The organism is Sphingomonas sp. BT-65 (genome assembly GCF_026107375.2).
GTDB lineage: Bacteria > Pseudomonadota > Alphaproteobacteria > Sphingomonadales > Sphingomonadaceae > Sphingomonas.
Genome location: NZ_JAPCIA010000001.1, coordinates 1,042,956 through 1,063,136, shown reverse-complemented (window position 1 = coordinate 1,063,136; position 20,181 = coordinate 1,042,956). Strand labels below are relative to the sequence as shown.

The 20,181-nt window shown below is 68.8% G+C and carries 21 protein-coding genes; 16 read left to right on the top strand and 5 right to left on the bottom strand.

The annotated features are described in order from the left end of the window. The first annotated feature begins 22 nt into the window (after positions 1-22). A complete protein-coding gene (locus OK349_RS05125; RefSeq protein WP_265118537.1) occupies positions 23-424 on the top strand; it encodes a M67 family metallopeptidase in 402 nt (133 codons plus the stop codon). An 18-nt stretch (positions 425-442) separates the two neighbouring features. On the opposite strand, the gene OK349_RS05120 is transcribed toward OK349_RS05125, so the two are convergent. Further along, positions 443-1,204 (bottom strand): SDR family oxidoreductase, encoded by a 762-nt coding sequence (locus OK349_RS05120; protein ID WP_265116746.1) that lies wholly within the window; start codon positions 1,202-1,204, stop codon positions 443-445. Positions 1,205-1,304: 100 nt separating this feature from the next. Here OK349_RS05120 and OK349_RS05115 point away from each other — a divergent pair, with 100 nt between their 5' ends. Next, positions 1,305-1,688 (top strand): winged helix-turn-helix transcriptional regulator, encoded by a 384-nt coding sequence (locus tag OK349_RS05115; RefSeq protein ID WP_265116745.1) that lies wholly within the window; start codon positions 1,305-1,307, stop codon positions 1,686-1,688. A gap of 3 nt (positions 1,689-1,691) precedes the next feature. On the opposite strand, the gene OK349_RS05110 is transcribed toward OK349_RS05115, so the two are convergent. After that, a complete protein-coding gene (locus OK349_RS05110) occupies positions 1,692-2,969 on the bottom strand; it encodes a serine hydrolase domain-containing protein (protein ID WP_265116744.1) in 1,278 nt (425 codons plus the stop codon). A 117-nt stretch (positions 2,970-3,086) separates the two neighbouring features. Between OK349_RS05110 and OK349_RS05105 the strand changes: the two genes are divergently transcribed. Continuing rightward, positions 3,087-3,731 (top strand): histidine phosphotransferase family protein, encoded by a 645-nt coding sequence (locus tag OK349_RS05105; protein WP_265116743.1) that lies wholly within the window; start codon positions 3,087-3,089, stop codon positions 3,729-3,731. A 26-nt stretch (positions 3,732-3,757) separates the two neighbouring features. Continuing rightward, positions 3,758-4,780, top strand: a complete 1,023-nt coding sequence (locus OK349_RS05100) for an oxidoreductase (RefSeq protein WP_265116742.1) — start codon at positions 3,758-3,760, stop codon at positions 4,778-4,780. 8 nt (positions 4,781-4,788) lie between these two features. Here OK349_RS05100 and OK349_RS05095 read toward each other — a convergent pair whose 3' ends face one another. Further along, positions 4,789-5,697 (bottom strand): cobaltochelatase CobT-related protein, encoded by a 909-nt coding sequence (locus OK349_RS05095; protein ID WP_265116741.1) that lies wholly within the window; start codon positions 5,695-5,697, stop codon positions 4,789-4,791. A gap of 241 nt (positions 5,698-5,938) precedes the next feature. Here OK349_RS05095 and OK349_RS05090 point away from each other — a divergent pair, with 241 nt between their 5' ends. The 8 genes from OK349_RS05090 (at position 5,939) to OK349_RS05055 (ending at position 14,448) form a co-directional block, all read left to right on the top strand. Next, positions 5,939-8,245: a chemotaxis protein CheA gene (locus OK349_RS05090; protein ID WP_265116740.1), complete on the top strand. Its 2,307-nt coding sequence runs from the start codon at positions 5,939-5,941 to the stop codon at positions 8,243-8,245. Further along, positions 8,245-8,676, top strand: a complete 432-nt coding sequence (locus OK349_RS05085; RefSeq protein ID WP_265118536.1) for a chemotaxis protein CheW — start codon at positions 8,245-8,247, stop codon at positions 8,674-8,676. Before OK349_RS05090 ends, OK349_RS05085 begins: the two co-directional genes overlap by 1 nt. A gap of 76 nt (positions 8,677-8,752) precedes the next feature. Next, the gene (locus OK349_RS05080) at positions 8,753-9,118 is read left to right on the top strand and encodes a response regulator (protein ID WP_265116739.1); all 366 of its coding nucleotides are present in this window, start codon (positions 8,753-8,755) and stop codon (positions 9,116-9,118) included. Between the two features lie 11 nt (positions 9,119-9,129). After that, complete coding sequence (locus OK349_RS05075) at positions 9,130-10,188, top strand: chemotaxis protein CheB (RefSeq protein ID WP_265116738.1); 1,059 nt, start codon at positions 9,130-9,132, stop codon at positions 10,186-10,188. Next, the gene (locus tag OK349_RS05070; RefSeq protein WP_265116737.1) at positions 10,185-11,051 is read left to right on the top strand and encodes a CheR family methyltransferase; all 867 of its coding nucleotides are present in this window, start codon (positions 10,185-10,187) and stop codon (positions 11,049-11,051) included. Before OK349_RS05075 ends, OK349_RS05070 begins: the two co-directional genes overlap by 4 nt. 78 nt (positions 11,052-11,129) lie before the next feature. Further along, positions 11,130-11,837: an N-acetylmuramoyl-L-alanine amidase gene (locus tag OK349_RS05065; RefSeq protein WP_372340535.1), complete on the top strand. Its 708-nt coding sequence runs from the start codon at positions 11,130-11,132 to the stop codon at positions 11,835-11,837. Continuing rightward, positions 11,837-13,255 carry an NAD(P)H-hydrate dehydratase gene (locus OK349_RS05060; RefSeq protein ID WP_265116735.1) on the top strand — a complete coding sequence of 473 codons (1,419 nt, stop codon included), beginning with the start codon at positions 11,837-11,839 and terminating at the stop codon, positions 13,253-13,255. Before OK349_RS05065 ends, OK349_RS05060 begins: the two co-directional genes overlap by 1 nt. Further along, positions 13,252-14,448: a class I SAM-dependent RNA methyltransferase gene (locus tag OK349_RS05055; protein WP_265116734.1), complete on the top strand. Its 1,197-nt coding sequence runs from the start codon at positions 13,252-13,254 to the stop codon at positions 14,446-14,448. Before OK349_RS05060 ends, OK349_RS05055 begins: the two co-directional genes overlap by 4 nt. Here OK349_RS05055 and truA read toward each other — a convergent pair. Together truA and fmt are read right to left on the bottom strand one after the other, a co-directional pair. After that, entirely contained in the window at positions 14,445-15,185 is a 741-nt protein-coding gene (gene truA, locus OK349_RS05050) for a tRNA pseudouridine(38-40) synthase TruA (RefSeq protein WP_265116733.1), read from the bottom strand. The two genes, OK349_RS05055 and truA, sit on opposite strands and share 4 nt — an antisense overlap. Continuing rightward, the gene (gene fmt, locus OK349_RS05045) at positions 15,182-16,144 is read right to left on the bottom strand and encodes a methionyl-tRNA formyltransferase (RefSeq protein WP_265116732.1); all 963 of its coding nucleotides are present in this window, start codon (positions 16,142-16,144) and stop codon (positions 15,182-15,184) included. The genes truA and fmt overlap by 4 nt, the downstream gene beginning before the upstream one ends. A gap of 76 nt (positions 16,145-16,220) precedes the next feature. Between fmt and recR the strand changes: the two genes are divergently transcribed. From recR to OK349_RS05025, 4 genes are all read left to right on the top strand, one after another. After that, the gene (gene recR, locus OK349_RS05040) at positions 16,221-16,817 is read left to right on the top strand and encodes a recombination mediator RecR (protein ID WP_265116731.1); all 597 of its coding nucleotides are present in this window, start codon (positions 16,221-16,223) and stop codon (positions 16,815-16,817) included. A gap of 143 nt (positions 16,818-16,960) precedes the next feature. After that, positions 16,961-17,488, top strand: coding sequence for a peptide deformylase (gene def / locus OK349_RS05035; RefSeq protein WP_265116730.1), 528 nt, complete (start codon positions 16,961-16,963; stop codon positions 17,486-17,488). Between the two features lie 350 nt (positions 17,489-17,838). Next, positions 17,839-19,194 (top strand): DNA recombination protein RmuC, encoded by a 1,356-nt coding sequence (locus OK349_RS05030; RefSeq protein WP_265116729.1) that lies wholly within the window; start codon positions 17,839-17,841, stop codon positions 19,192-19,194. Positions 19,195-19,301: 107 nt separating this feature from the next. Continuing rightward, entirely contained in the window at positions 19,302-20,174 is an 873-nt protein-coding gene (locus tag OK349_RS05025) for a DUF3011 domain-containing protein (protein WP_265116728.1), read from the top strand. The last annotated feature ends 7 nt before the right edge of the window (positions 20,175-20,181 follow it).

The window sequence follows — 20,181 nt, the reverse complement described above, 5'->3', positions numbered from 1 at the left end:
TCTGATAGGGGAGATAGGAACGATGCTGGCCATTTCAAGAGATATACTGAACGATATAGTTCAGAAATGCAATACCGCCGCGCCGCACGAGGCGTGTGGCCTGTTGTTCGGCGGGGAGGGCGTGGTGTCGGGCTGGTCCCTGACGGAGAACGTAGCGGCCGATCCCTATCGCCATTTCGAGATCGACCCGGCCGCGCTGATCGCCGCGCTGCGCGCCGAGCGTGAAGGTGGAGCGCGGGTCGCGGGCTATTGGCATTCGCACCCATCGGGCGATGCGCGGCCTTCCGCAATCGATGCGGCCAGCGCGGCGCCCGACGGTCGGCTATGGCTGATCCTCGCCGGCGGTGAAGCCGCGATATGGCGCGCAGTTGCGGCTGGCGCGGTGCACGGCCGCTTCGATCCGGTCGAGCTGGCCATCACCTGAGCTGCGAGGGCGTGCAGGTCAGTGCCCGCTCCCCTTCGCCAGCTGCGTGATCGCCGCGAGCGCGGCATCGAACCGCCCTTCGGCTTCGGCGTTGCGCAGGAACTTGACGCGCTCGACCAGGATCTCCGCCGGCGTCGGTGTCCCACCGAATAGCGCGAGCACCTCGTCCGCGAATTCCTCGAGCGGCTGATAGCCCGGGCGCTCGCGCTGGCCCGGCGTCAGGTCGGTCTGGACCGCGGGCGGCGCCAGCTCGATCACCTCGACCTGACCGGCCAGCGCGTCGCGCAGCGAGATGGTGTAGCTGTGGATCGCCGCCTTGGTCGCGCTGTAGGTGGCCGCGGCGACCAGCGGCACGAAGGCGAGGCCCGAGGTGACGTTGACGATCGCGGCATCCGCTTGGCGCTTCAGATGGTCGACCAGCGCGTTGTTGAGCCGGATCGGGCCGAGCAGGTTGGTGGTGATCGTGGCCTCGGCATCGCTCAGGTCGCGGCGCGTGCCGATGTCCTCGTACCGCATGATGCCGGCATTGTTGACGACGACGTTGAGCGCCGGATGCGCTTCGATCAACTCCTTGGCGAACGCCTCGATCGCCTCGGTGCTCTCGATATCGAGCGTCATCGCGTGCATGTTCGCCCGGCCCGCGATCGCAGCTTCCAGTGCATCGCGGCGCCGCCCGGCGATGATCACGGTGTTGCCGGCGTCATGGAAACGATGCGCCAGCGCTTCGCCGATACCCGATCCGCCGCCGGTGATGAGGATGGTGTTTCCAGTGCGCTTCATGACTGCCTCCTTGCTTGATGGCTGCGATGTAGCGCATTACTAACCAACAGAAAGAAGGCACCCAAAAGATTTATACTTACCTGAAAGAGAGTGTTGAAGCATGGCGATTGGCGTGGGCGAGTGGCACGCGGACGATCCGCGGGTCGATGCGCTGGTGAACGACCTGATCGGCGCGATCGCCGACAAATGGACGATGATCATCCTGGAGACGCTGGAGGATAAGGGCGAGCTGCGCTTTACCCAGCTCTCGAAGTTCATTCCGGAGATCAGCCAGAAGATGCTGACCCAGACGCTGCGGCGCATGGAGCGCGACGGGATGGTGACGCGCACCGTGCATGCGGTGGTGCCGCCGCGCGTCGACTATCGCCTGACCCCGCTGGGCGAGAGCCTGGGCGAGGCGTTCTGCGGCGTATGGCTATGGGCCGAGGCGAACCTGGAGGGCGTCGCCGCGGCGCGCGAGGCGTTCGACGGACGGGAGCGCTGAGGCTCAGTCGCCGGGCGGCCCGAGATAGTCCGCGCCATACACCGCCTTGCGGATATCGGTGTGCAGCGTGCCGTCGAACGGGAGGGTCTGGGTGAAGAACACCACCGCCATGCGGTTCGCCGGATCGACCCAGAACAGCGTCGAGGCCATCCCGTCCCAGAAGAATTCGCCCACCGCGCCGCGGTTGCGGTCGGGCGTCGCCGGGCGTGCGGTGCGCACCGCGAAGTCGAAGCCGAACCCGCCGTCGATCTTGCCCATCAGCCACTCGCGTTCCTTGATCGCGGGGTCGAGCTGGTCGGTCGCCATCAGCCGGATCGTCGCGGGCTTGAGAATTCGCGCACCGTCGAGCTCGCCGCCATTCAGCAGCATGCGGGCGAAGCGCATGTAATCGTCGATCGGCGCGACGATGCCGGCGCCCCCCATGGTCAGCTTCGCGCCCGGGAAGTTGACGCGGCGCGTCATTTCATCGGCCTGGCGAGCGAACTTGCCGTCCTGCTTCACATAGGTCGCGGCGAAGCGGGGGAGGCGGTCCATCGGCTGGTGCCACGCCGCCTCGCGCATCTTCAACGGCTCGAAGATGCGGGTGCGGACATAGTCGGCGAACTTGATGCCCGAGAGCCGCTCGACCAGCAGCGCCTGGACGTCCACCGCGGCGCTGTAATGCCATTCGGTGCCTGGTTCCGACAGCAATGGCACGCGGGCGAGACGGCGGCCGAACTTGGCGAGATCATTGTCGAGGTTGAGCGGATCGGCGGCGAAGAATGCCGCATGCGCTGCCGTCGGCCCGCCGCCATAGGCGAAGCCTGCGGTGTGGCGCAGCACGTCGCGGATCGTGATCGGGCGGCTCGCGGCGCGCCACACCGGCTTGCCGTCCGTGCCCGTGCCGTCCTGCACCTGCATCGCCGCGAACTCGGGCAGATAGCGGGCGAGCGGATCGTCGAGCCGGAACTTGCCCTGTTCCCACAGCTGCATCAGCGCGACCCCGGTGACCGGCTTGGTCATCGACCAGATCTGCACCAGCGTGTCGCGGCGGAAAGGCTTGCCGCCCTCGCGATCGGCGAAGCCCTGCGCGCCGAAATAGACCTCGCGCCCGTCCTTCCACACCAGCGCTGAGACGCCGACCGCGCGCCCGTCGGCGACCATCGCTGCGAGCATCCGGTCGATCCGCGCCTTGTCGATGCGCAGCGTCTCCACCGCCGCGGGCCGCTCCTGCGCCACAAGCGATGCGGGCGCAGCAAGCAGGAGCAAGCCAGTCAACGCTGTCACCATCAGTTTCCGCATGAATTCCCTCCGTTGGTTTCGGACAAGGCTATCGGGCTTCGCGTCGGGACGAAAGATCGCTCGCTTGCAGCGGTGCCGCCGCTGCGCCAAAGAGTTGCGCGGATCACCGGAGCATTCATGAACATCTCACCGACCGACTTCGCCAGCCTGCTCTGCTCGCGCCTGTGCCATGACCTGCTAAGTCCGGTCGGCGCGCTCAACAACGGACTGGAGCTGCTGGCCGACGAGCATGATCCGGAGATGCGCGCGCGGTGCCTCGAGCTGCTCGCCGAGAGCGCCAAGGCGAGCGCCAACAAGCTCAAATTCTTCCGCCTCGCGTTCGGCGCGGCCGGCGGATTCGGCGACACGGTCGACACGCGCGAGGCGCAGGCGGCGATCGAGGGGCTGTTCGGCGACAATCACCGCGTGTCGATCGGCTGGATGGTCGAGGATCCGGTGCTGCCCAAGCAGGTGATCAAGGTGCTGCTCAACCTCGCGCTGATCGGCGGCGACGCGCTGGTGCGCGGCGGGCAGCTCGACATCGGCGCGGAGGCGCATGACGGCGTGGTCGAGATCGTGGTCCGCGCCGAGGGGCCGCGCATCGTGCTCGACCAGGAGCTGCGCGGCGCGCTCACCGGCGATACCGGTGACGCGCCCGTGACCCCGCGCGCGGCCGCGGCCTATCTGGTGCACCAGCTGGTCGAGCACGGCGGGGGCGAGCTCCAGGTCTCGCCGCCCGAGGCCGAGGTGCTGCTGTTCGGGGCGGCGTTCAAGGCCGCCTGATCGAGGTTTTCGGCGGAGATTCAGACATGGGCGAGATTGGCGTCGGACTGATCGGCTACGGCCTTGGCGGACGGGCGTTCCACGCGCCCTATGTCGGGGTCACGCTGGGCATGACGCTGCGCGCGGTGGTGTCGCGCGATCCGGCCAAGGTGCATGCCGACCTGCCCGGCACGACGGTGGTGCCCGATGTCGCGGCGCTGCTGGCTGAGCCGGACATCGACCTCATCGTCGTCTCGAGCCCCGACGCGCTGCACGCCGAACATGCGCTCGCCGCGATCCGCGCGGGCAAGCATGTGCTGATCGACAAGCCCTTCGCTACGACGTTTGAGGATGCGCGTGCCGTCGCGGCCGAAGGGGAAGCGAGAGGCGTGGTGGTCACTGCCTTCCAGAACCGCCGCTGGGACGCCGATTTCCTGACGCTCAAGGGGTTGATCGAAGCAGGCACGCTGGGCGAGGTCGTCCAGTTCGAGAGCCATTTCGATCGCTGGCGCCCGGTCGCGGCGGACGTGTGGAAAGAAGCGCGCCCCGGCGGCGTGTGGCTCGATCTCGGGCCGCATCTGGTCGACCAGGCGCTGCAGCTGTTCGGACGCCCGCTGGCGATCACCGCCGATATCGCGACGCTGCGCCAGGGCGCGCCCGCGCCCGACTATTTCCACGCGCTGCTGCGCTACCCTAAGCGGCGCGTGCTGCTCCATGCGAGCAAGCTCGTCGCCGATCACGGGCTGCGCTTCGCGGTGCACGGTACGCAGGGAAGCTGGATCAAGCACGGCATCGACCCGCAGGAAGCCGCGACGGTCGCGGGCGAGGTACCGGGCGGCGAGGGCTGGGGGCACGATGCGCTTCCCGGCGTGCTGACGCGCGCAGGCGAAGCGCCGGTCGCGGTGCCCAACGCCAGGGGCGACTATCGCCGCTTCTGGCAGGCGCTCGCTGCCGCGATACGCGGGGAGGGGCCCAACCCCGTCCCCGCGTCCGACGCGATTGCAGTGATGGAGCTGCTCGACGCCGGGCTGCGCAGCGCGGAGCAGCGGTGCGAGATCGAGTTGGACTGAGCCCGTCTTTAGCTTTGCGCCGCGAGTTCGCCGATGAGTTCGACGGTCGTATCGGCGATCGATCCGAGAAGTGCCTCTCGCGAATGAGGATACAGCTCGTCGACCCTGTGCCCAATTCCAACTGCGCCAAGGGTGATTGTCCCGCGAGCGTTCACTCGCTTGATCGTGTCGCGCAGATGCCGCCAAAGATAGCTTGGTCCATTTTGCTCCAGCGTCGAGTCATCGACCGGCGCACCGTCAGACAGGACGATCAGGAGTTTGCGCGCGTGTGGCAGCCTTGCCAGCCGCGAAACCGCCCATTCAATCGCCTCGCCGTCAAGATTTTCGCGGAGGATGTCTGGATTGAGGAATGTGTCGCGCGACTCCTCATCCCAATCTCGCGTGTTGGCGTCCTTGTACACGACATGCAGCAGCGCGCAGAGCCGTCCGGGGCGTTTGGGAGAATCCTGCCGGATCCAATCTTGTCGGGCGAAACCTCCGTGCCAACCCGCCGTGGAAAATCCCAGAATCTCGCTAGCGACCCCGATTTCCGCGAGCGCTTCAGCCAGCGCGCGCACCGCGCTGGCCGTCGCTCCAATCGGCGCGCCAAGCATCGAGCCGGATTGATCGATCAATAGGCAGACAACAACGTCTGCGGGCTTCGGAATGGCCGTGCGCAGCGCCCGTGCAAGGTCCCTTGATGAAGTTTGCATGGCGTCGAAACGACGCAACTGCGCGCGATTTGCCACCCATTTTCGACCGCGATCGGTCCATCCCATACCCGGGATCGCGGCTCGCTGTGGGAAGGCGCATTGCAATCTGTTCTGCGGGTATTTCCAGATCGTGCGCGCGCGTGAAGACGCGATAGGGTTCCCCATCTGGGCCGTCATCAACAGCCGGTTGTTCGCGGTGTCGCGAACGCCATCGATCCCAGACAATCAGGATGATGCCCGCTGCCAGCAGAAGAGGTCCGGCCAGCGCCGCCGCGAACATCGTATCCATCGCCCCCTCCCCGGTCGGCCGGCGCAGCTGAGCCGTCGCCCCGCCGCCAATGGTTGCATCGGACAAGCCTGCGATTGGTTCAAGGTCGCTCTGCCACGCTGAAATCGAAAACCCGTTCTGGCTAACCACGTCTTAACGCCTGCCCGTCCATGACCGCCCTGTACATGTGGGGGAACCGTGGACGACCTGCTGCAAGAGTTCATCGCGGAAACGCGTGAGACGCTGGAAACGCTGTCGGGCGAGATCGTCGCCTGGGAGGCGAATCCGGACGATCGCGCGCGGCTCGACGCGATCTTCCGCTTCGTCCACACGGTGAAGGGAAGCTGCGGCTTCCTCGACCTGCCGCGCCTCGCGCGCCTCAGCCACGCCGCCGAGGATGTGCTCGCCGCGGTGCGCGCGGGCGAGCGCACGCCCGACCGCGCGCTGGTCAACGCCGTGCTCGCGGTGGTCGACCGTATCGGCGAGCTGGTCGAGGCGATCGATTCGGGCAGCGCGCTCGATGCGCATGGCGAGGACCTGCTGATCGCCGCGCTCGCCGAGGGTTCCGACGAAGTCATTCAGGCCGCCACGCCCGCGGCACAGCGCGCCCCGGCGCGCAGCGTTCGTCTCAACGTCGATCTGCTCGACCGCATGATGAGCGGCATGTCCGACATGGTGCTTGCGCGCAACGAGCTGTCGCGGCGGCTGCGCAACGTCGAGATCGATCCCCAGGTGGAGGCGGCGCTCGAGCGCATGTCGGCCACCGTCGCCGACCTGCGCGACACCGTCACCCGTACGCGCATGCAGAAGATCGACGCGCTGTTCTCCGCACTGCCGCGCATGGTGCGCGACACCGCGGCGAGCCTCGGCAAGTCGGTCAGCCTCCACATGGAGGGCGCCGAGGTCGAGCTCGACCGCGAGATGATCGAAGTGCTGCGCGATCCGCTGGTCCATATCATCCGCAACGCGATCGATCACGGCATCGAGACGCCGGCCGCGCGACGCGCCGCGGGCAAGCGCGAGAATGGGCGGCTGTGCGTCTGCGCGCGCCAGTCGGGCAATCAGATCGTGGTCGAGATCGCCGACGACGGCCGCGGGATCGACACCGACCGGCTGATCCGCAAACTCGCCGATAGCGGCCGCGACGAGCGCGCGCTGCGGTCGCTCAGCGATCGCGCCAAGCTCGCTCTGGTGTTCGAGCCCGGCCTGACGAGCAAGGACGAGGTGTCCGAAGTCTCGGGCCGCGGCGTCGGCATGGACATCGTCCGCCTGGGCATCGAGCAGATCGGCGGCCGCGTCGATCTCGACAGCCAGCCGGGCAAGGGGTTGCGCATCCTGATCCATGTCCCGCTGACCCTGTCGATCATCCCGACGATCGTGGTGGCGGCTGGCGGCCAGCGTTTCGCCGTGCCGCGCCAGGCGATCGAGGAGATCGTCAGCGAGGCCAATGAATCGATCCGCATCGACCGCATCGGTAGCGCCGAGGTGGTCACCGTGCGCGACCGCCGCCTGCCGCTGGTCGAGCTCGCACAGGTGCTGGGCATCGCCGACAATGTCTGCGCGATGCGCAGCATGCTGGCGATCGTCAGCGTGGGCGAGGGCAGCTACGCGCTGCGCGTCGACGACGTGCTCGACAATGAGGAACTGGTGATCAAGCCCGCGGCGCCCGCGATCATGGCGACCGGCATCTATGCGGGGCAGACGCTGCCCGACAGCGGTTGCCCGATGCTGCTGCTCGATTGCGCGGGGATCGCGCGCGATGCAGGGCTGCAGTTCGTGCGCGACGTGCTCGCCGACGAAGCCGATGAAGCCGCCGAGGCCGAGGCGGAGGGCATCGCCGCGCTGATCTTCGTCGATCTCGACGGCGCGCGGCGGGCGGTGCCGCTCGCCGTGGTCGACCGCATCGAGCAGGTCGTCCCCGACGCGATCCGCCATGCCGCGGGACGGATGCGGCTCACGATCGACGGGATGATCCTCCCGCTCGTCGCCCGGCGCGAGCTGGCCGGTGCGCCGCACTGGTCGGTGCTTCGCCTGAAAGATGGTGTGAGCGAGATCGGCTATGCCATTGCCGAAGCTGCGGATATCGTAACGCTCCCGGCAGAGATCGCGCGCGCCGCGCAGCCGGGGCCAATCGCCGGCGCAGTGCTGCTCAACGACGAGCCGGTCGAGCTGCTCGACCCGCACTGGCTGTTCGCCGAGCATGGCGAGCCGGAGGATTGGGCGGACACTGCGCCGCTCTGCCTGCTCACCGGCGGCGACGATGGCTGGATGCGTACCTTCGTCCGTCCGATGCTCGAAAACGCGGGCTATCGCGTGACGCTCGACCCGGGGGAGGCGGCCGATGTCGTGCTCGCGCTCGACGGGCCCGTGGCGGGGCATCCGGCAAGCGCGCCAGTAGTGCGCCTGCGCAGCAAGCGCGGCGGTGGCGATGACGGCAGCATCTATCGCTACGATCGCGACGCGCTGCTCGGCGCGCTCGCCAGCGTGGCACGGCGGGGGGCATGATGGAGAAGCTTTTCCTGATCGCGCATGTCGCGGGCCAGGCGGTGGCGATCGACGCCGACCAGGTCGAATCGGTGGTCGATATCGGCACGATCGTGGCGGTGCCGCGCGCTGGCGGTCATGTCCGCGGGCTCGCCGCGCTGCGCAGCCGGGTCGTCACCGTGATCGACACGGTCGCCGCGCTCGGCATGGCGGGCGGCAGCACCGCCAGCCGCGCCGTGATCACGCGCGTCGACGGACATCACTATGCGCTGCTGGTCGACGCGCTCGACGACGTCGCACCGTTCGCGCTGCAGCCGCTGGCTTCGGGCATCCCGCTCTCGCCGGCCTGGCAGCGCGCCGGGCACGGGCTGGTCGAGCGCGACGGCGAGCCGGTCCTGGCGATCAACCTGACCGCGCTCGTACCGGCCGGGGCAAGTGCCCAGGCCGCATAAATCGACATTAACGCCGTGCTTACATCTTTCGGGCACAACCACCCGTGAACGCGCCTAAATCCGGGAACGGACCAACATGAAGACCTGCCTCGTCGTCGATGATTCCAAGGTGATCCGCAAGGTGGCGCGGCACATCCTCGAAACGCTCAACTTCGAGGTGCGCGAGGCCGGCGACGGGCGCGAGGCGCTCGACGCCTGCCTCGATTCGGTGCCCGACGTGGTGCTGCTCGACTGGAACATGCCCGTGATGAGCGGCATGGACTTCCTGCGTGCGCTCAAGGACAGCGGCATTCCCGAGAAGCCCAAGGTGGTGTTCTGCACTACCGAGAACGGCATGGCCTATATCCGCGCCGCGATCGAGGCGGGCGCCGACGAATATGTCATGAAGCCGTTCGACCGCGAGACGCTCGAGAGCAAGCTCCAGATCGTCGGCGTCGCCTGAGGGCCGCGGCAATGGCCAGGACCACAGCCGCGGCCGGCCCTCCGCCGGACCGCGCGAGCGAGGGTATCCCCGTCCTGATCGTCGATGATTCGGTGGTCGCCCGCGCGGTGATCGGGCGGATGATCGAGGGAATGGCGCGGTTCCGCGTCGCCGGCTCGGTCAGCAATGTCGAGAGCGCGCTCGCCTTTCTCGCGCAGGAGCGCGCCGACGCGATCCTGCTCGATCTCGAAATGCCCGGCACGCATGGCCTGACCGCGCTTCCCGATCTGGTCTTGGCGGGGAAGGGGGCCAAGGTGCTCGTGGTCTCCTCCGCCGCCGACGATGGCGCCGCGGCCGCCGTCCAGGCGCTGGCGCTGGGTGCGGCGGATACGCTGGTCAAACCCGGCGTCGGCAGCTTTGCCGGGCGATTCGCGGCGGTGCTCGAGGACCGCCTCGATCGCCTGTTCGATGCTGAGGGAAGTCCCGCCGTCTCCGCCCAGGCCGAGCAGGCGCTGGGCGAGTTCGACATCGTCGCCGTGGGCGCCTCGACCGGCGGCATCCACGCGCTCAGCCAGATGCTGCGCGCGATCCCGCCGGCCTTTCAGGCGCCGATCCTGGTGACCCAGCACCTGCCTGCGTCGTTCATGAGCTATTTCGCGGCGCAGCTCGCCGTGCTCGCGGGGCGCTCGTGCGAGGTGGCGACCGATCATCTCCGCGTGCGCCCGGGCCGGATGGTGGTCGCCCCGGGCGACGCACATATCCGCTGCGTGCGGACCAGCGACGGCGGCTGCGCGATCCGGCTGACGCACGAAACCGTCGCGAGCGGCTGCATGCCCTCGGTCGATCCGATGCTCGATTCGGTCGCGGAGCTGTTCGGCGCGCGCGGGCTCGGCGTGATCCTCTCCGGCATGGGCCGCGATGGGGCCACCGGGGCCAGGCGGCTGATCGATGCCGGGGGAAGCGTGATCGTCCAGGACAAGGCGAGTTCGGTGGTGTGGGGCATGCCCGGCGCGGTCGCGGAGAGCGCCAGCGCAGTGCTTCCGCCCGACGAGATCGGGCGCATGATCGCGAGCCAGCGGAGGCCGGGATGATCCAGCTTCACCCCCAGGCTTTCGCCTCGACCGGCGCGATGGGCGCGATCGGCGCACTGCTCGAGCAGCGCACGGGGCAGCAGATCGCCGCCAACCGCGCGTGGCGTATCGAGACGGCGCTGAAGCCGGTGCTGCGCGCCAACGATCTCGACTCGCTCGACCAGCTGATCCGCCGGCTCGCCACCGACCGCAACGGTCCGCTCGCCGATGCGGTGGTCGATGCGCTGCTCAACCATGAGACGTCCTTCTTCCGCGATGCGGCGGTGCTCGACCTGGTGGTCGAGGCGGCGCAGGCGCTGCAGGCCGATGCGCCGGGCCGCCGCCTGCGCATCTGGTCGGCGGGCTGCTCGATGGGGCAGGAACCCTATTCGCTGGCGATGCTGTTCGAGGAGGCGGCGATGAGCCGCGGCATGCTGATGCCGGAGATCATCGCCACCGACGTCTCCGCCGCTGCGCTCGCCCGGGCGCGCGCCGGGCGCTTCTCACAGTTCGAGATCCAGCGCGGCCTGCCGGTGCGCCGCATGGTGAACTGGTTCGACAGCGTCGATGGCGAGTGGGTCGTGCGGCCCGAGCTCGCCCGGCGCATCGTGTTCCGCCAGCAGAACCTCGCCAAGGACCCGCCGCCCGTGGGCAAGTTCGATCTGGTGCTGTGCCGCAACGTGCTGCTCTATTTCGCCGCCGACGTGCGCACGCGCGTGTTCCGCACGCTGCGCGACGCGACCCGCGACGGCGGCCTGCTGGTGCTGGGCGCGGGCGAGACCGTGATCGGCCAGACCGACGCCTTCCGCCCGAGCGACCAGTTCCGCGGCCTCTATCTCGCCGGAGACGCCCGCGTCGCGCCGTTCCGCGCCTGTACAGGCTGAAACGAGCCGCGTTTCGGCGCGTCCCTGCGCACCGTGGCTTGCGTTTCCGCGCGGGCCGCCGCATCCCTCGCAGCGATGATGCAGGACAAGGCAGAACTCGACTGGATCGACGCGCCGTCGCCCAATTTCGACGAGCGCAAGCTGCCGGTCAGCATCATCGTCCTCCATTACACCGGGATGCAGAGCGCTGAGGAAGCGATCATGCGGCTGCGCGATCCCGAGGCGAAGGTGTCGAGCCATTGGCTGGTCGCCGAGGACGGCCAGATCGTGCGCCTGGTCGACGAGAGCAAGCGCGCCTGGCACGCCGGCAAGTCGCACTGGCGCGGGGTGACCGACATCAACTCGGCCTCGGTCGGGATCGAGATCGTCAATCCCGGCCATGAGTTCGGCTATCGTCCCTTCCCGGATGAGCAGATCGACTCGGTGATCCGCCTGACCGCGGCGATCAAGGATCGCTATCACGTCACGCGCGGCAACGTCGTCGGCCATTCCGACATCGCCCCCGCGCGCAAGCAGGATCCGGGCGAGCTGTTCCCCTGGGGCAAGCTCGCCCGGCTGCGGCTCGCGCTGCCGCGCCCGACCAAGAACCTGATGGATCCCGGCTGGACTGATGCCGGCTTCCTGCTCGCGCTCGAACGCTTCGGCTACGAAGTGACCGACGGGCTCGCCGCGACCGTGGCGTTCCAGCGCCGCTTCCGGCCCGAGCTGGTCGACGGCACGATCGACGCCGAGTGCCGCATGATCCTGCTCGCGCTGCTCCTGCCCAAGCCGCAAGGCGACGCGTGATGCGCCTGCCCGAAGGGGCGCCGATCCTCACCGCGGCCCAGATGCGCGCGGCCGAGGATCGGGCGATCGCCGATGGCGCGAGCGTCACCACGCTGATGGAGCGCGCCGGGACGGGCGTGGCGGAGACGGTCCACCGCCTCGCCGCGGGCGGGGAAGTGCTGATCCTGTGCGGCCCGGGCAACAATGGCGGCGACGGCTATGTCGCCGCGCGGGTGCTGGCGAACCACGGAATGCGGGTACGCGTCGCCGCGCTGGGCGACCCGCGGACCGAAGCCGCGGCGGAGGCCCGCAACGGCTGGATCGGACCGGTTGAGGCGTTTCCCGGCGAACTGCCCGGGGCGCATCAATTTGCCCCGGTCATCGTCGATGCCGTGTTTGGTACGGGCCTCTCCCGGCCGGTCGATGCGCCGGTCGCGACCGCAATCAAGACGCTGGCGGATCATGCGCGGTTGTCGATTGCGGTCGACCTGCCGAGTGGCGTGGAGACCGACACGGGCGGGGATTTCGACCGCGGGCTCGCGAATTTCGGCGTGACGCTGGCGCTCGGCGCGCTCAAGCCCGCGCATCTTCTCCAGCCTGCGGCGGCGCATTGCGGCACCGTGCACACCATCGATATCGGCCTGGAACGCGACGAGACCCTGGCCGAGCCAACCGTTCGGACGCTTTCCGCTCCGCGCCTCGCCAAACCGCAGCCCTCGTCGCACAAATACAGCCGCGGCATGGTCGCGATTATCTCCGGCCCGATGCACGGCGCGTCCGAGCTGGCCGCGCTTGCCGCCTATCGCGCCGGGGCGGGCTATGTGCTGCTGCTCACCGGCGGCTTGCCACACCCGCCACACGCCATCGTCCGCCAGCGCTGGAGCGCAGACGCTCTCGACGACAAGCGCGTCGGCGCGGTCGTGATCGGCCCCGGCCTCGGCCGCGACGATCGTGCGCGCGAGAAGCTCGATGCGGCGCTGGCCAGCCCGCATCCGCTGGTGATCGACGGCGACGCGCTGCATCTGCTCGACCTCGACCGGCTGGTGACACGCGAGGCGCCGACGGTGCTCACCCCGCATGCCGGCGAGTTCGCCGCCTTGTTTGGTGAGGTGGAGGGGAGCAAGATCGCCCGCACGCAGCACGCAGCACGCCGGAGCAACGCGGTGGTCGTGTTCAAGGGTGCCGACACCGTGATCGTGGCCCCGGACGGCTCGGCCAATGTCGCGCTGCCCGCCAGTGGGTGGCTGTCGGTTGCCGGAACGGGCGACGTTCTGGCAGGGGCCATCGCAACCATGCTCGCCCAGAATACTGCCACGCTGCTCGAAGCCGCCTCCGCCGGCGTCTGGCTGCACGCCGAGGCCGCACGCCTCCTCGACCGCTGCTTCCTCGCCGACGAGCTGGCGGACGCGCTCCCGCACGCCCTGGCGCGCACCCTGTGAACGAGGCAGCGACCATCGTCCGCGTCGCCGCACGGGGCGACGGCGTCACCGCCGACGGCCGCCACGCGCCACTTGCCGCGCCGGGCGACACGCTGCGTGCCGACGGCAGCGTGGCGCCAGGCCCGCGCCATCAGACGCCGCCATGCCGCCACTTCCCCGAATGCGGCGGCTGCCAGCTCCAGCACCTCGATGATGCCGCCTATGCCGAGTTCCTCACCGCGCGCATCGCCGGCGCGCTCGCGCAGCAGGGCGTCGAGACCGACATCCGCGCGCCCATCCTCTCCCCGCCGCGCACCCGCCGCCGCGCCGCGCTCCACGCCGAGCGGCGCGGGCGGCAGGTGCATCTCGGCTTCACCGAACAGTCGAGTCACCGGCTGATCGATCTCCAGCAATGCGAGATCCTCGATCCGCGCCTGTTCGCATTGCTCCAGCCGTTGCGCGGCCTGCTTGCCGCGCATCTCCCCGCCAACCGCCGCGTCAACGTCCACCTCGCGCTCACCGATCAGGGCCCCGACGTGCTGGTCGAGGGGCTGGTCACCGACAGCCTGAACGCGGTCGAGGCGGTGACCAGCTTCGCCCAGCGCCACGGCCTTGCGCGTCTGTCGGTCGACGACGGCCTTGGACCCGAGCCGCGCTGGGAGCCCGAACCGGTCACGGTCAGCTTCAGCGGCGTGCCCGTGCCGTTCCCGCCCGCGAGCTTCCTCCAGGCGACGCCCGAGGGCGAGGCGGCGCTGGTCGGTGCGGTGCGCGAGGCCGTCGCCGGTGCGAACGCGGTCGCCGACCTGTTCGCCGGCCTCGGCACCTTCGCGCTGGCGATAGACCCGGCGGCGAAAGTCTATGCGGGGGAGGGCGCGCGCGAGGCGATCCTCTCGCTCAAGGCCGCGGCCGGCCGCGCCCAGCGCCAGGTCTTCGCCGAGCATCGCGATCTGTTCCGCCGCCCGCTGGTGGCGAAGGAGCTCGACCTGTTCGACGCGGTGATCCTCGATCCCCCGCGCGCCGGCGCCAAAGAGCAGGCCGAGCAGCTCGCCGCGTCAAAGGTGCCGGTGATCGCCTATGTCTCGTGCAATCCCAATACGTTCGCGCGCGACGCGAAGATGTTGTGCGAAGGCGGCTATCGGCTCGACTGGATCCTCCCGGTCGGCCAGTTCCGCTGGTCCACCCATGCCGAGCTGGCGGCGCGCTTCAGCCGCTAAGGATAATCGGCCCGCACGAAGTAAAGCCCATCGGGCGGCGCATTGAGCCCCAGCGCCGCGCGATCCTTCGCCTCCAGCGCATCGCGCAGATCGTCCGCGCGCCACTGCCCGCGCCCGACCATCGCCAGGCACCCGACCATCGAGCGCACCTGGTGATGCAGAAACGAGCGCGCCGAGGCGTGCACCGTCACCTCATCCGCCTCACGCACAACGTCGAGCCGGTCGAGCGTCTTGAGCGGGCTCGCCGACTGGCAATGCGCCGAACGGAAGGTGGTGAAGTCATGCAGTCCCACCAGCAATTGCGCCGCCGCGTGCATCGCCCCCGCGTCCAGCTCAGCGGGCACGCGCCATTTCAGCCCCTTGTCGAAGGTCAGCGGCGCGCGGCGGTTGACGATCCGGTACACATAGTGCCGCGCGATACACGAGAAGCGCGCATGCCAGTCGTCCGCTACTGCCTCGCACGCCAGGATCGCCACCGGCACCGACCGCAGATGCGCGTTGAGCGCCTCCATCAGCCGGAACGGAGCGATATCCTTCTCCACATCGGTATGCGCGCGCATCGCCAGCGCGTGCACGCCGGCATCGGTGCGCCCCGCGGCATGGACCAGCGCGTCCTCCCCGGTGATGCCGTGCAGCGCGTCCTCGATCGCCTGCTGCACGCTCGGCCCGTGATCCTGATGCTGCCAGCCCATGAATGGGCGGCCGTCATATTCGATGGTGAGCGCGAAGCGGGTCAAAGCTGAGTCCCGGCGGGAATGGGGAAACCGTTGAGCAGCTCAGCGGTGGTCATGACGCCACGTCCCGCGCGCTGGACGAGGGTAGGGCGGATCGCGCCCTCGGCACAGGTGATCGTCAGTGCGTCATCCACCACCATTCCGTCACGCCAGCGAACGCTGGGGTTTCCTGCGTCAGACGCAGCGCCGGACGACGGAAGATCCCAGCGTTCGCTGGGATGACGGATTGTCTCCAATACTCGAATCCGCTCGCCGGCATATTCGAACCATGCCCCCGGCGGATTGAACGCCAGCACCTGCCGTGCAATCGCATCGGCAGGCTGGCTGAAATCCAGCCGCGCTTCGGCCTTGTCGATCTTGGAGGCATAGGTCACACCGTCCTCGGCCTGCGCGACCGCCGGATAGGCCTCCGGATCGGCCAGCACCTGAACCATCAGCCGCGCACCCATCGCCGCCAGCTCGTCGGTCAGCGCACCCGCGGTCTTGCCCGCGACCAGCGTCCGCTCCTCCAGCCGCACCGGCCCGGTATCCAGCCCGGCCTCCATCTGCATGATCCCGACGCCGGTCTCTTCATCCCCGGCCAGGATCGCCCGCTGGATCGGCGCCGCCCCGCGCCAGCGCGGCAGCAGCGAGGCATGGACGTTCATGCACCCCAGCCGCGGCGCCTCCAGCACGCTCATCGGCAGGATCAGGCCATAGGCCGCGACCACCGCGACATCCGCCTCCAGCGCCGCGAACGCCGCCACCGCGTAGGGGTCCTTCTTGAACGACAGCGGCGTGCGCACCTCGATCCCCAACGCCTCGGCGCGCGCATGGACGGGGGAGGGGGTCAGCGCCTTGCCGCGCCGCCCGCCCGCGCGCGGCGGCTGGCTGTATGCCGCCGCCACGTCATGCCCCGCATCGACCAGCGCATCGAGCGTCGGCACCGCAAATTCGGGCGTTCCCATGAAGATGATCCGCATCGCTGCGCCTCTAGCCGCAATCGGCCCCGCAGCGCCATCCTTCCCTTCGCCCCCGCGAACGGGTAGGGAACATTGCATGGCCTCGCCCGAGATCGAAACCCTCACCCAAGCCCTGTCGCGCCTGCCCGGCCTTGGCCCGCGGTCGGCGCGGCGCGCGGTGCTGCATCTGCTCAAGAAGCGCGAGACCGCGCTCGATCCGCTGCTCGCCGCGCTCACCGCGGTCAGCCAGCGCCTCGCCACGTGCAGCACCTGCGGCAATGTCGACACGTCCGACCCGTGCGCGATCTGCGCCGATCCGCGCCGCGACACGCGCCAGCTCTGCGTGGTCGAGGAGGTCGCCGATCTCTGGGCGCTCGAACGCTCGCGCCTGTTCCCCGGCCGCTTCCACGTGCTCGGCGGCAAACTCTCCGCGCTCGACGGCGTGCGGCCCGAAGACCTCGCGATCGACAGCCTGGTCACCCGCATTTCCGCGGGCGGGATTGACGAGGTGGTGCTGGCGATGAACGCCACGCTCGAAGGGCAGACCACCGCGCACTACATCGCCGAGCGGCTGGAGGGGCATCCCGTGCGCCTCACGCAGCTCGCGCATGGCCTGCCGGTCGGCGGCGAGCTCGACTATCTCGACGAAGGCACGCTCGCCCAGGCCCTGCGCGCGCGGCGGCCGGTCGCTTGAACTTCCCCTCCCTGCAAGGGAGGGGCTAGGGGTGGGTTGCGAGCGCAGCGAGCGTCCTCGCTTGCGGCGCCGGGCACCCCTCCGGGGGTGCAACCCATGACCCCTCCCTTGCAGGGAGGGGAGCGCTCGATTAAATTACCCGCATGTCCCTTCTACCGATCCTCGAAGTCCCTGATCCGCGCCTCAAGCTGGTGTCCGCGCCCGTCGACAAGGTCGATGACGAGTTGCGCGCGCTGGTCGCCGACATGTTCGAGACGATGTACGACGCTCCCGGCATCGGCCTTGCCGCGATCCAGGTCGGCGTGCCCAAGCGCGTGATCGTCATGGACCTGCAGGAGCAGGAGGACGAGGAAGGCAAGCCGATCCGCGAGCCGCGGGTGTTCATCAACCCCGAGATTTTCGATCCCGCGGCGGAGATGAACACCTATACCGAGGGCTGCCTGTCGGTCCCCGACCAGTTCGCCGATGTCGATCGCCCGGCGACGTGCCGCGTCAAATGGCTCGACGAGAACGGCAAGGCGCATGACGAGGTCTTCACCGGCCTGCTCGCGACCTGCATCCAGCACGAGATGGATCATCTCGAGGGCATCGTCTTCCTCGATCACCTCTCGCGTCTCAAGCGCGACATGATCATGAAGAAGCTCAACAAGGCCCGCAAAGCGGCGGCCTGACGCGCGCGTGCGGCGCGAAAAGTCAGGTATTTGGCCTGATGCGCCGAGTTGAATCACCAAATCCTGAACCGTCACCCCGGCCTTGTGCCGGGGTCCACGGCGCCCGGCGCGCTTAGCCAGAGCCTCGTGTCCGGCGCTTGCCTCCCGCTGGACCCGGCAGAAGGCCGGGGTGACGAGATGGAAGGCGGCGACAAGTTGTCGCAATTAACCCTGTCCTACAGCGTCCGTTCGGTCTATGTTCCTCGTTCGTCGGAGGGTGACAACCGCTTGTCACCTTCGCGCGAAACACGTGTTTTGTGTCAACCGAACCCGTCAATTGTGTCAGTTTTGTCAACTTCGCGTGAGGAACCGTGACGCTCGAATTCGCCCTGGCCCTGATCTTCACGCTGCTGCTCGGCGGCGCGATCGGCTGGTTCGTCGCCAGCCGCCGCATCGCCGAGATCCGCGCCGAGCGCGACAAGCGCGAAGCCGATTTCAAGGCGGCGATCGTCGACCTTGCGGGCGCCGAGGAGCGACTCAAGGAGCTTCCCGAGCTGCGCGACCAGCTCGGTGTGATCCGTGACGAGCGCGACATCGCCCGGCTCCAGCTGACCGAGCTGCGCGTCAAGGCCGACGGGTTCGAGCAGCGGCTGACCGGGCAGTTCCGCGAGCTTGCCGGGCAGATGCTCAGCGAGACGCAGGAGGCCTTCCTCAAGCGCGCCGAGGACCGCTTCAAGCAATCCGAGACCACCGCAGGCCAGAACCTCAAGGCGCTGCTCCAGCCGGTCAACGAACGTCTCCTGCGCTACGAGGAGGGGGTGGCGAAGGTCGAGGCCGAGCGCCGCGACGCGTTCGGTGAGCTCAAGGGCCAGATCGAGCAGATGCGGATCGGGCAGGAGCGGGTGAGCAGCGAGGCGGCCAAGCTGGTCAACTCGCTGCGCAACGCGCCCAAGTCGCGCGGCCGCTGGGGCGAGCAGCAGCTCAAGAACGTGCTCGAAACCTGTGGGCTCTCCGAGCACACCGATTTCGAGACCGAAGTCAGCGTCGCGCAGGAGGAGGGCGGGCGCCTCCGCCCCGACGCGATCGTCCGCGTCCCCGGCGGCAAGGCGCTGGTGATCGACGCCAAGGTGTCGTTGAACGCCTATCAGGATGCGTTCGGGGCGGTCGAGGAGAGCGAGCGCCAGGCCGGCCTCGCCCAGCACGCCGCGGCGATGAAGGCGCATGTCAATGCGCTCGGCAACAAGGCCTATTGGACCCAGTTCGACGAGACGCCGGATTACGTCATCATGTTCGTCCCCGGCGAGCATTTCCTGTCCGCTGCGCTCGAGCATGACCACGGGCTTTGGGATTTCGCGTTCGAGAAGCGCGTGCTGCTGGCGACTCCCACCAACCTCATCGCGATTGCCCGCACGGTTTCGGCGGTCTGGCGTCAGGAGAAAATGGCCAAGGAGGCGCGCCAGATCGGCGAGCTCGGCAAGGAGCTCTACGACCGGCTCGCCAAGGCGCTCGGCGACCTGCGCGTCGTCGGCAGTGGTCTCAACACCGCGGTCAAGAATTTCAACGCGTTCGCCAGCAGCCTTGAAACGCGTGCGCTGGTCTCGGCGCGCAAGCTCAAAGACCTCAACGTCGAGACCGGCGCGCGCGAGATCGATGCCATCCCGCCGGTCGAATTGCTCGCCAGCCATGCCGAAGCGGAGGAGGAACCTCCAGCGCAGGCGGCGGAATAGGCGGCAACCTTCTCTTTACGTTGATTTGTGCTGCGGGGGCGCGGCATCGGGCCTATGCTGACGGCGAAACGACTTGATGGCTGCGTTCCAAATAGGGGAGTCTGCGCATGAAGAGCACGTTCAAGCTGGTGGTCCTGTCGGCCGCGATGATCGGCCAGACCACCGCGCCGCTGATGGCGCAGACCAGGCCCGCGCAGCAGCGGCCGGTCCCGCTGCCCCAGCCGGTCCCTGATCGCCCGGTTCCGTTGCCGCAGCCGGTTCGCCCCGAAATCCAGCCGCCGCGGCCCGGCCGCCCCCAGCCGCCCATCCGGCCGCCGCGGCCCAATCCCGGCTATGGTCAGGGCTATGCCGGCACGATCACCTGCGAATCGCGCAACAACCGCACCCGCTCTTGCAGCGTCCCGACCCAGAACCGTGTCGCGCTGCTCCGCGCCACCGGCGGGGTCTGCAATCAGGGGCGTGGCTGGGGCTATGACCGGCGCTCGATCTGGGTGCGCAACTGCCGCGCCGTGTTCGGCTATGGCTATGGCAACAATTGGGGCGGCGGTGGCGGCTGGCGTCCCGAGCGCCCCGACCGCGACAAGGGGCCGAGCACCGGCCTCATCATCGGCGGCGTCGCCGTTGCCGCGGGCCTGGTTGCGCTGCTCGCCAGCAGGAACAAGAAGGCGAACGATTCGGCCGCCGAAGCGCCGACCAGCTATCCGCCCGGCCCGCCCGCGGCGCTCTCGGCCGATCTCAACTTGGTCCGCGCGGAGGCGCGGCCCTCGCTGCAAACTTGCCTGTTCGAGGCCTCGCGCCAGATCGGCGTCACCGGCGGCACGCGCCTGCGGCTCGACCGGATCACCAGCATCGAGCCGGGCAATGGCGGATGGCGCTTCGGCGCCGAGCTGACCGCGAGCTATCCCGACGGCGACCGGTCGACGCCCTTCTATTGCCGCGCCACGCCGACCAAGGTCGTCCAGCTCGACTTCACGAGCTGACCGGCGC

Bases quoted from the DNA above. Each gene is read 5' to 3' on its own strand.
- OK349_RS05125 (WP_265118537.1), top strand. From the start codon at position 23: ATGCTGGCCATTTCAAGAGATATACTGAACGATATAGTTCAGAAATGC.
- OK349_RS05120 (WP_265116746.1), bottom strand. From the start codon at position 1,204: ATGAAGCGCACTGGAAACACCATCCTCATCACCGGCGGCGGATCGGGT.
- OK349_RS05115 (WP_265116745.1), top strand. From the start codon at position 1,305: ATGGCGATTGGCGTGGGCGAGTGGCACGCGGACGATCCGCGGGTCGAT.
- OK349_RS05110 (WP_265116744.1), bottom strand. From the start codon at position 2,969: ATGCGGAAACTGATGGTGACAGCGTTGACTGGCTTGCTCCTGCTTGCT.
- OK349_RS05105 (WP_265116743.1), top strand. From the start codon at position 3,087: ATGAACATCTCACCGACCGACTTCGCCAGCCTGCTCTGCTCGCGCCTG.
- OK349_RS05100 (WP_265116742.1), top strand. From the start codon at position 3,758: ATGGGCGAGATTGGCGTCGGACTGATCGGCTACGGCCTTGGCGGACGG.
- OK349_RS05085 (WP_265118536.1), top strand. From the start codon at position 8,245: ATGGAGAAGCTTTTCCTGATCGCGCATGTCGCGGGCCAGGCGGTGGCG.
- OK349_RS05080 (WP_265116739.1), top strand. From the start codon at position 8,753: ATGAAGACCTGCCTCGTCGTCGATGATTCCAAGGTGATCCGCAAGGTG.
- OK349_RS05075 (WP_265116738.1), top strand. From the start codon at position 9,130: ATGGCCAGGACCACAGCCGCGGCCGGCCCTCCGCCGGACCGCGCGAGC.
- OK349_RS05070 (WP_265116737.1), top strand. From the start codon at position 10,185: ATGATCCAGCTTCACCCCCAGGCTTTCGCCTCGACCGGCGCGATGGGC.
- OK349_RS05065 (WP_372340535.1), top strand. From the start codon at position 11,130: ATGCAGGACAAGGCAGAACTCGACTGGATCGACGCGCCGTCGCCCAAT.
- OK349_RS05060 (WP_265116735.1), top strand. From the start codon at position 11,837: ATGCGCCTGCCCGAAGGGGCGCCGATCCTCACCGCGGCCCAGATGCGC.
- fmt (WP_265116732.1), bottom strand. From the start codon at position 16,144: ATGCGGATCATCTTCATGGGAACGCCCGAATTTGCGGTGCCGACGCTC.
- recR (WP_265116731.1), top strand. From the start codon at position 16,221: ATGGCCTCGCCCGAGATCGAAACCCTCACCCAAGCCCTGTCGCGCCTG.
- def (WP_265116730.1), top strand. From the start codon at position 16,961: ATGTCCCTTCTACCGATCCTCGAAGTCCCTGATCCGCGCCTCAAGCTG.
- OK349_RS05025 (WP_265116728.1), top strand. From the start codon at position 19,302: ATGAAGAGCACGTTCAAGCTGGTGGTCCTGTCGGCCGCGATGATCGGC.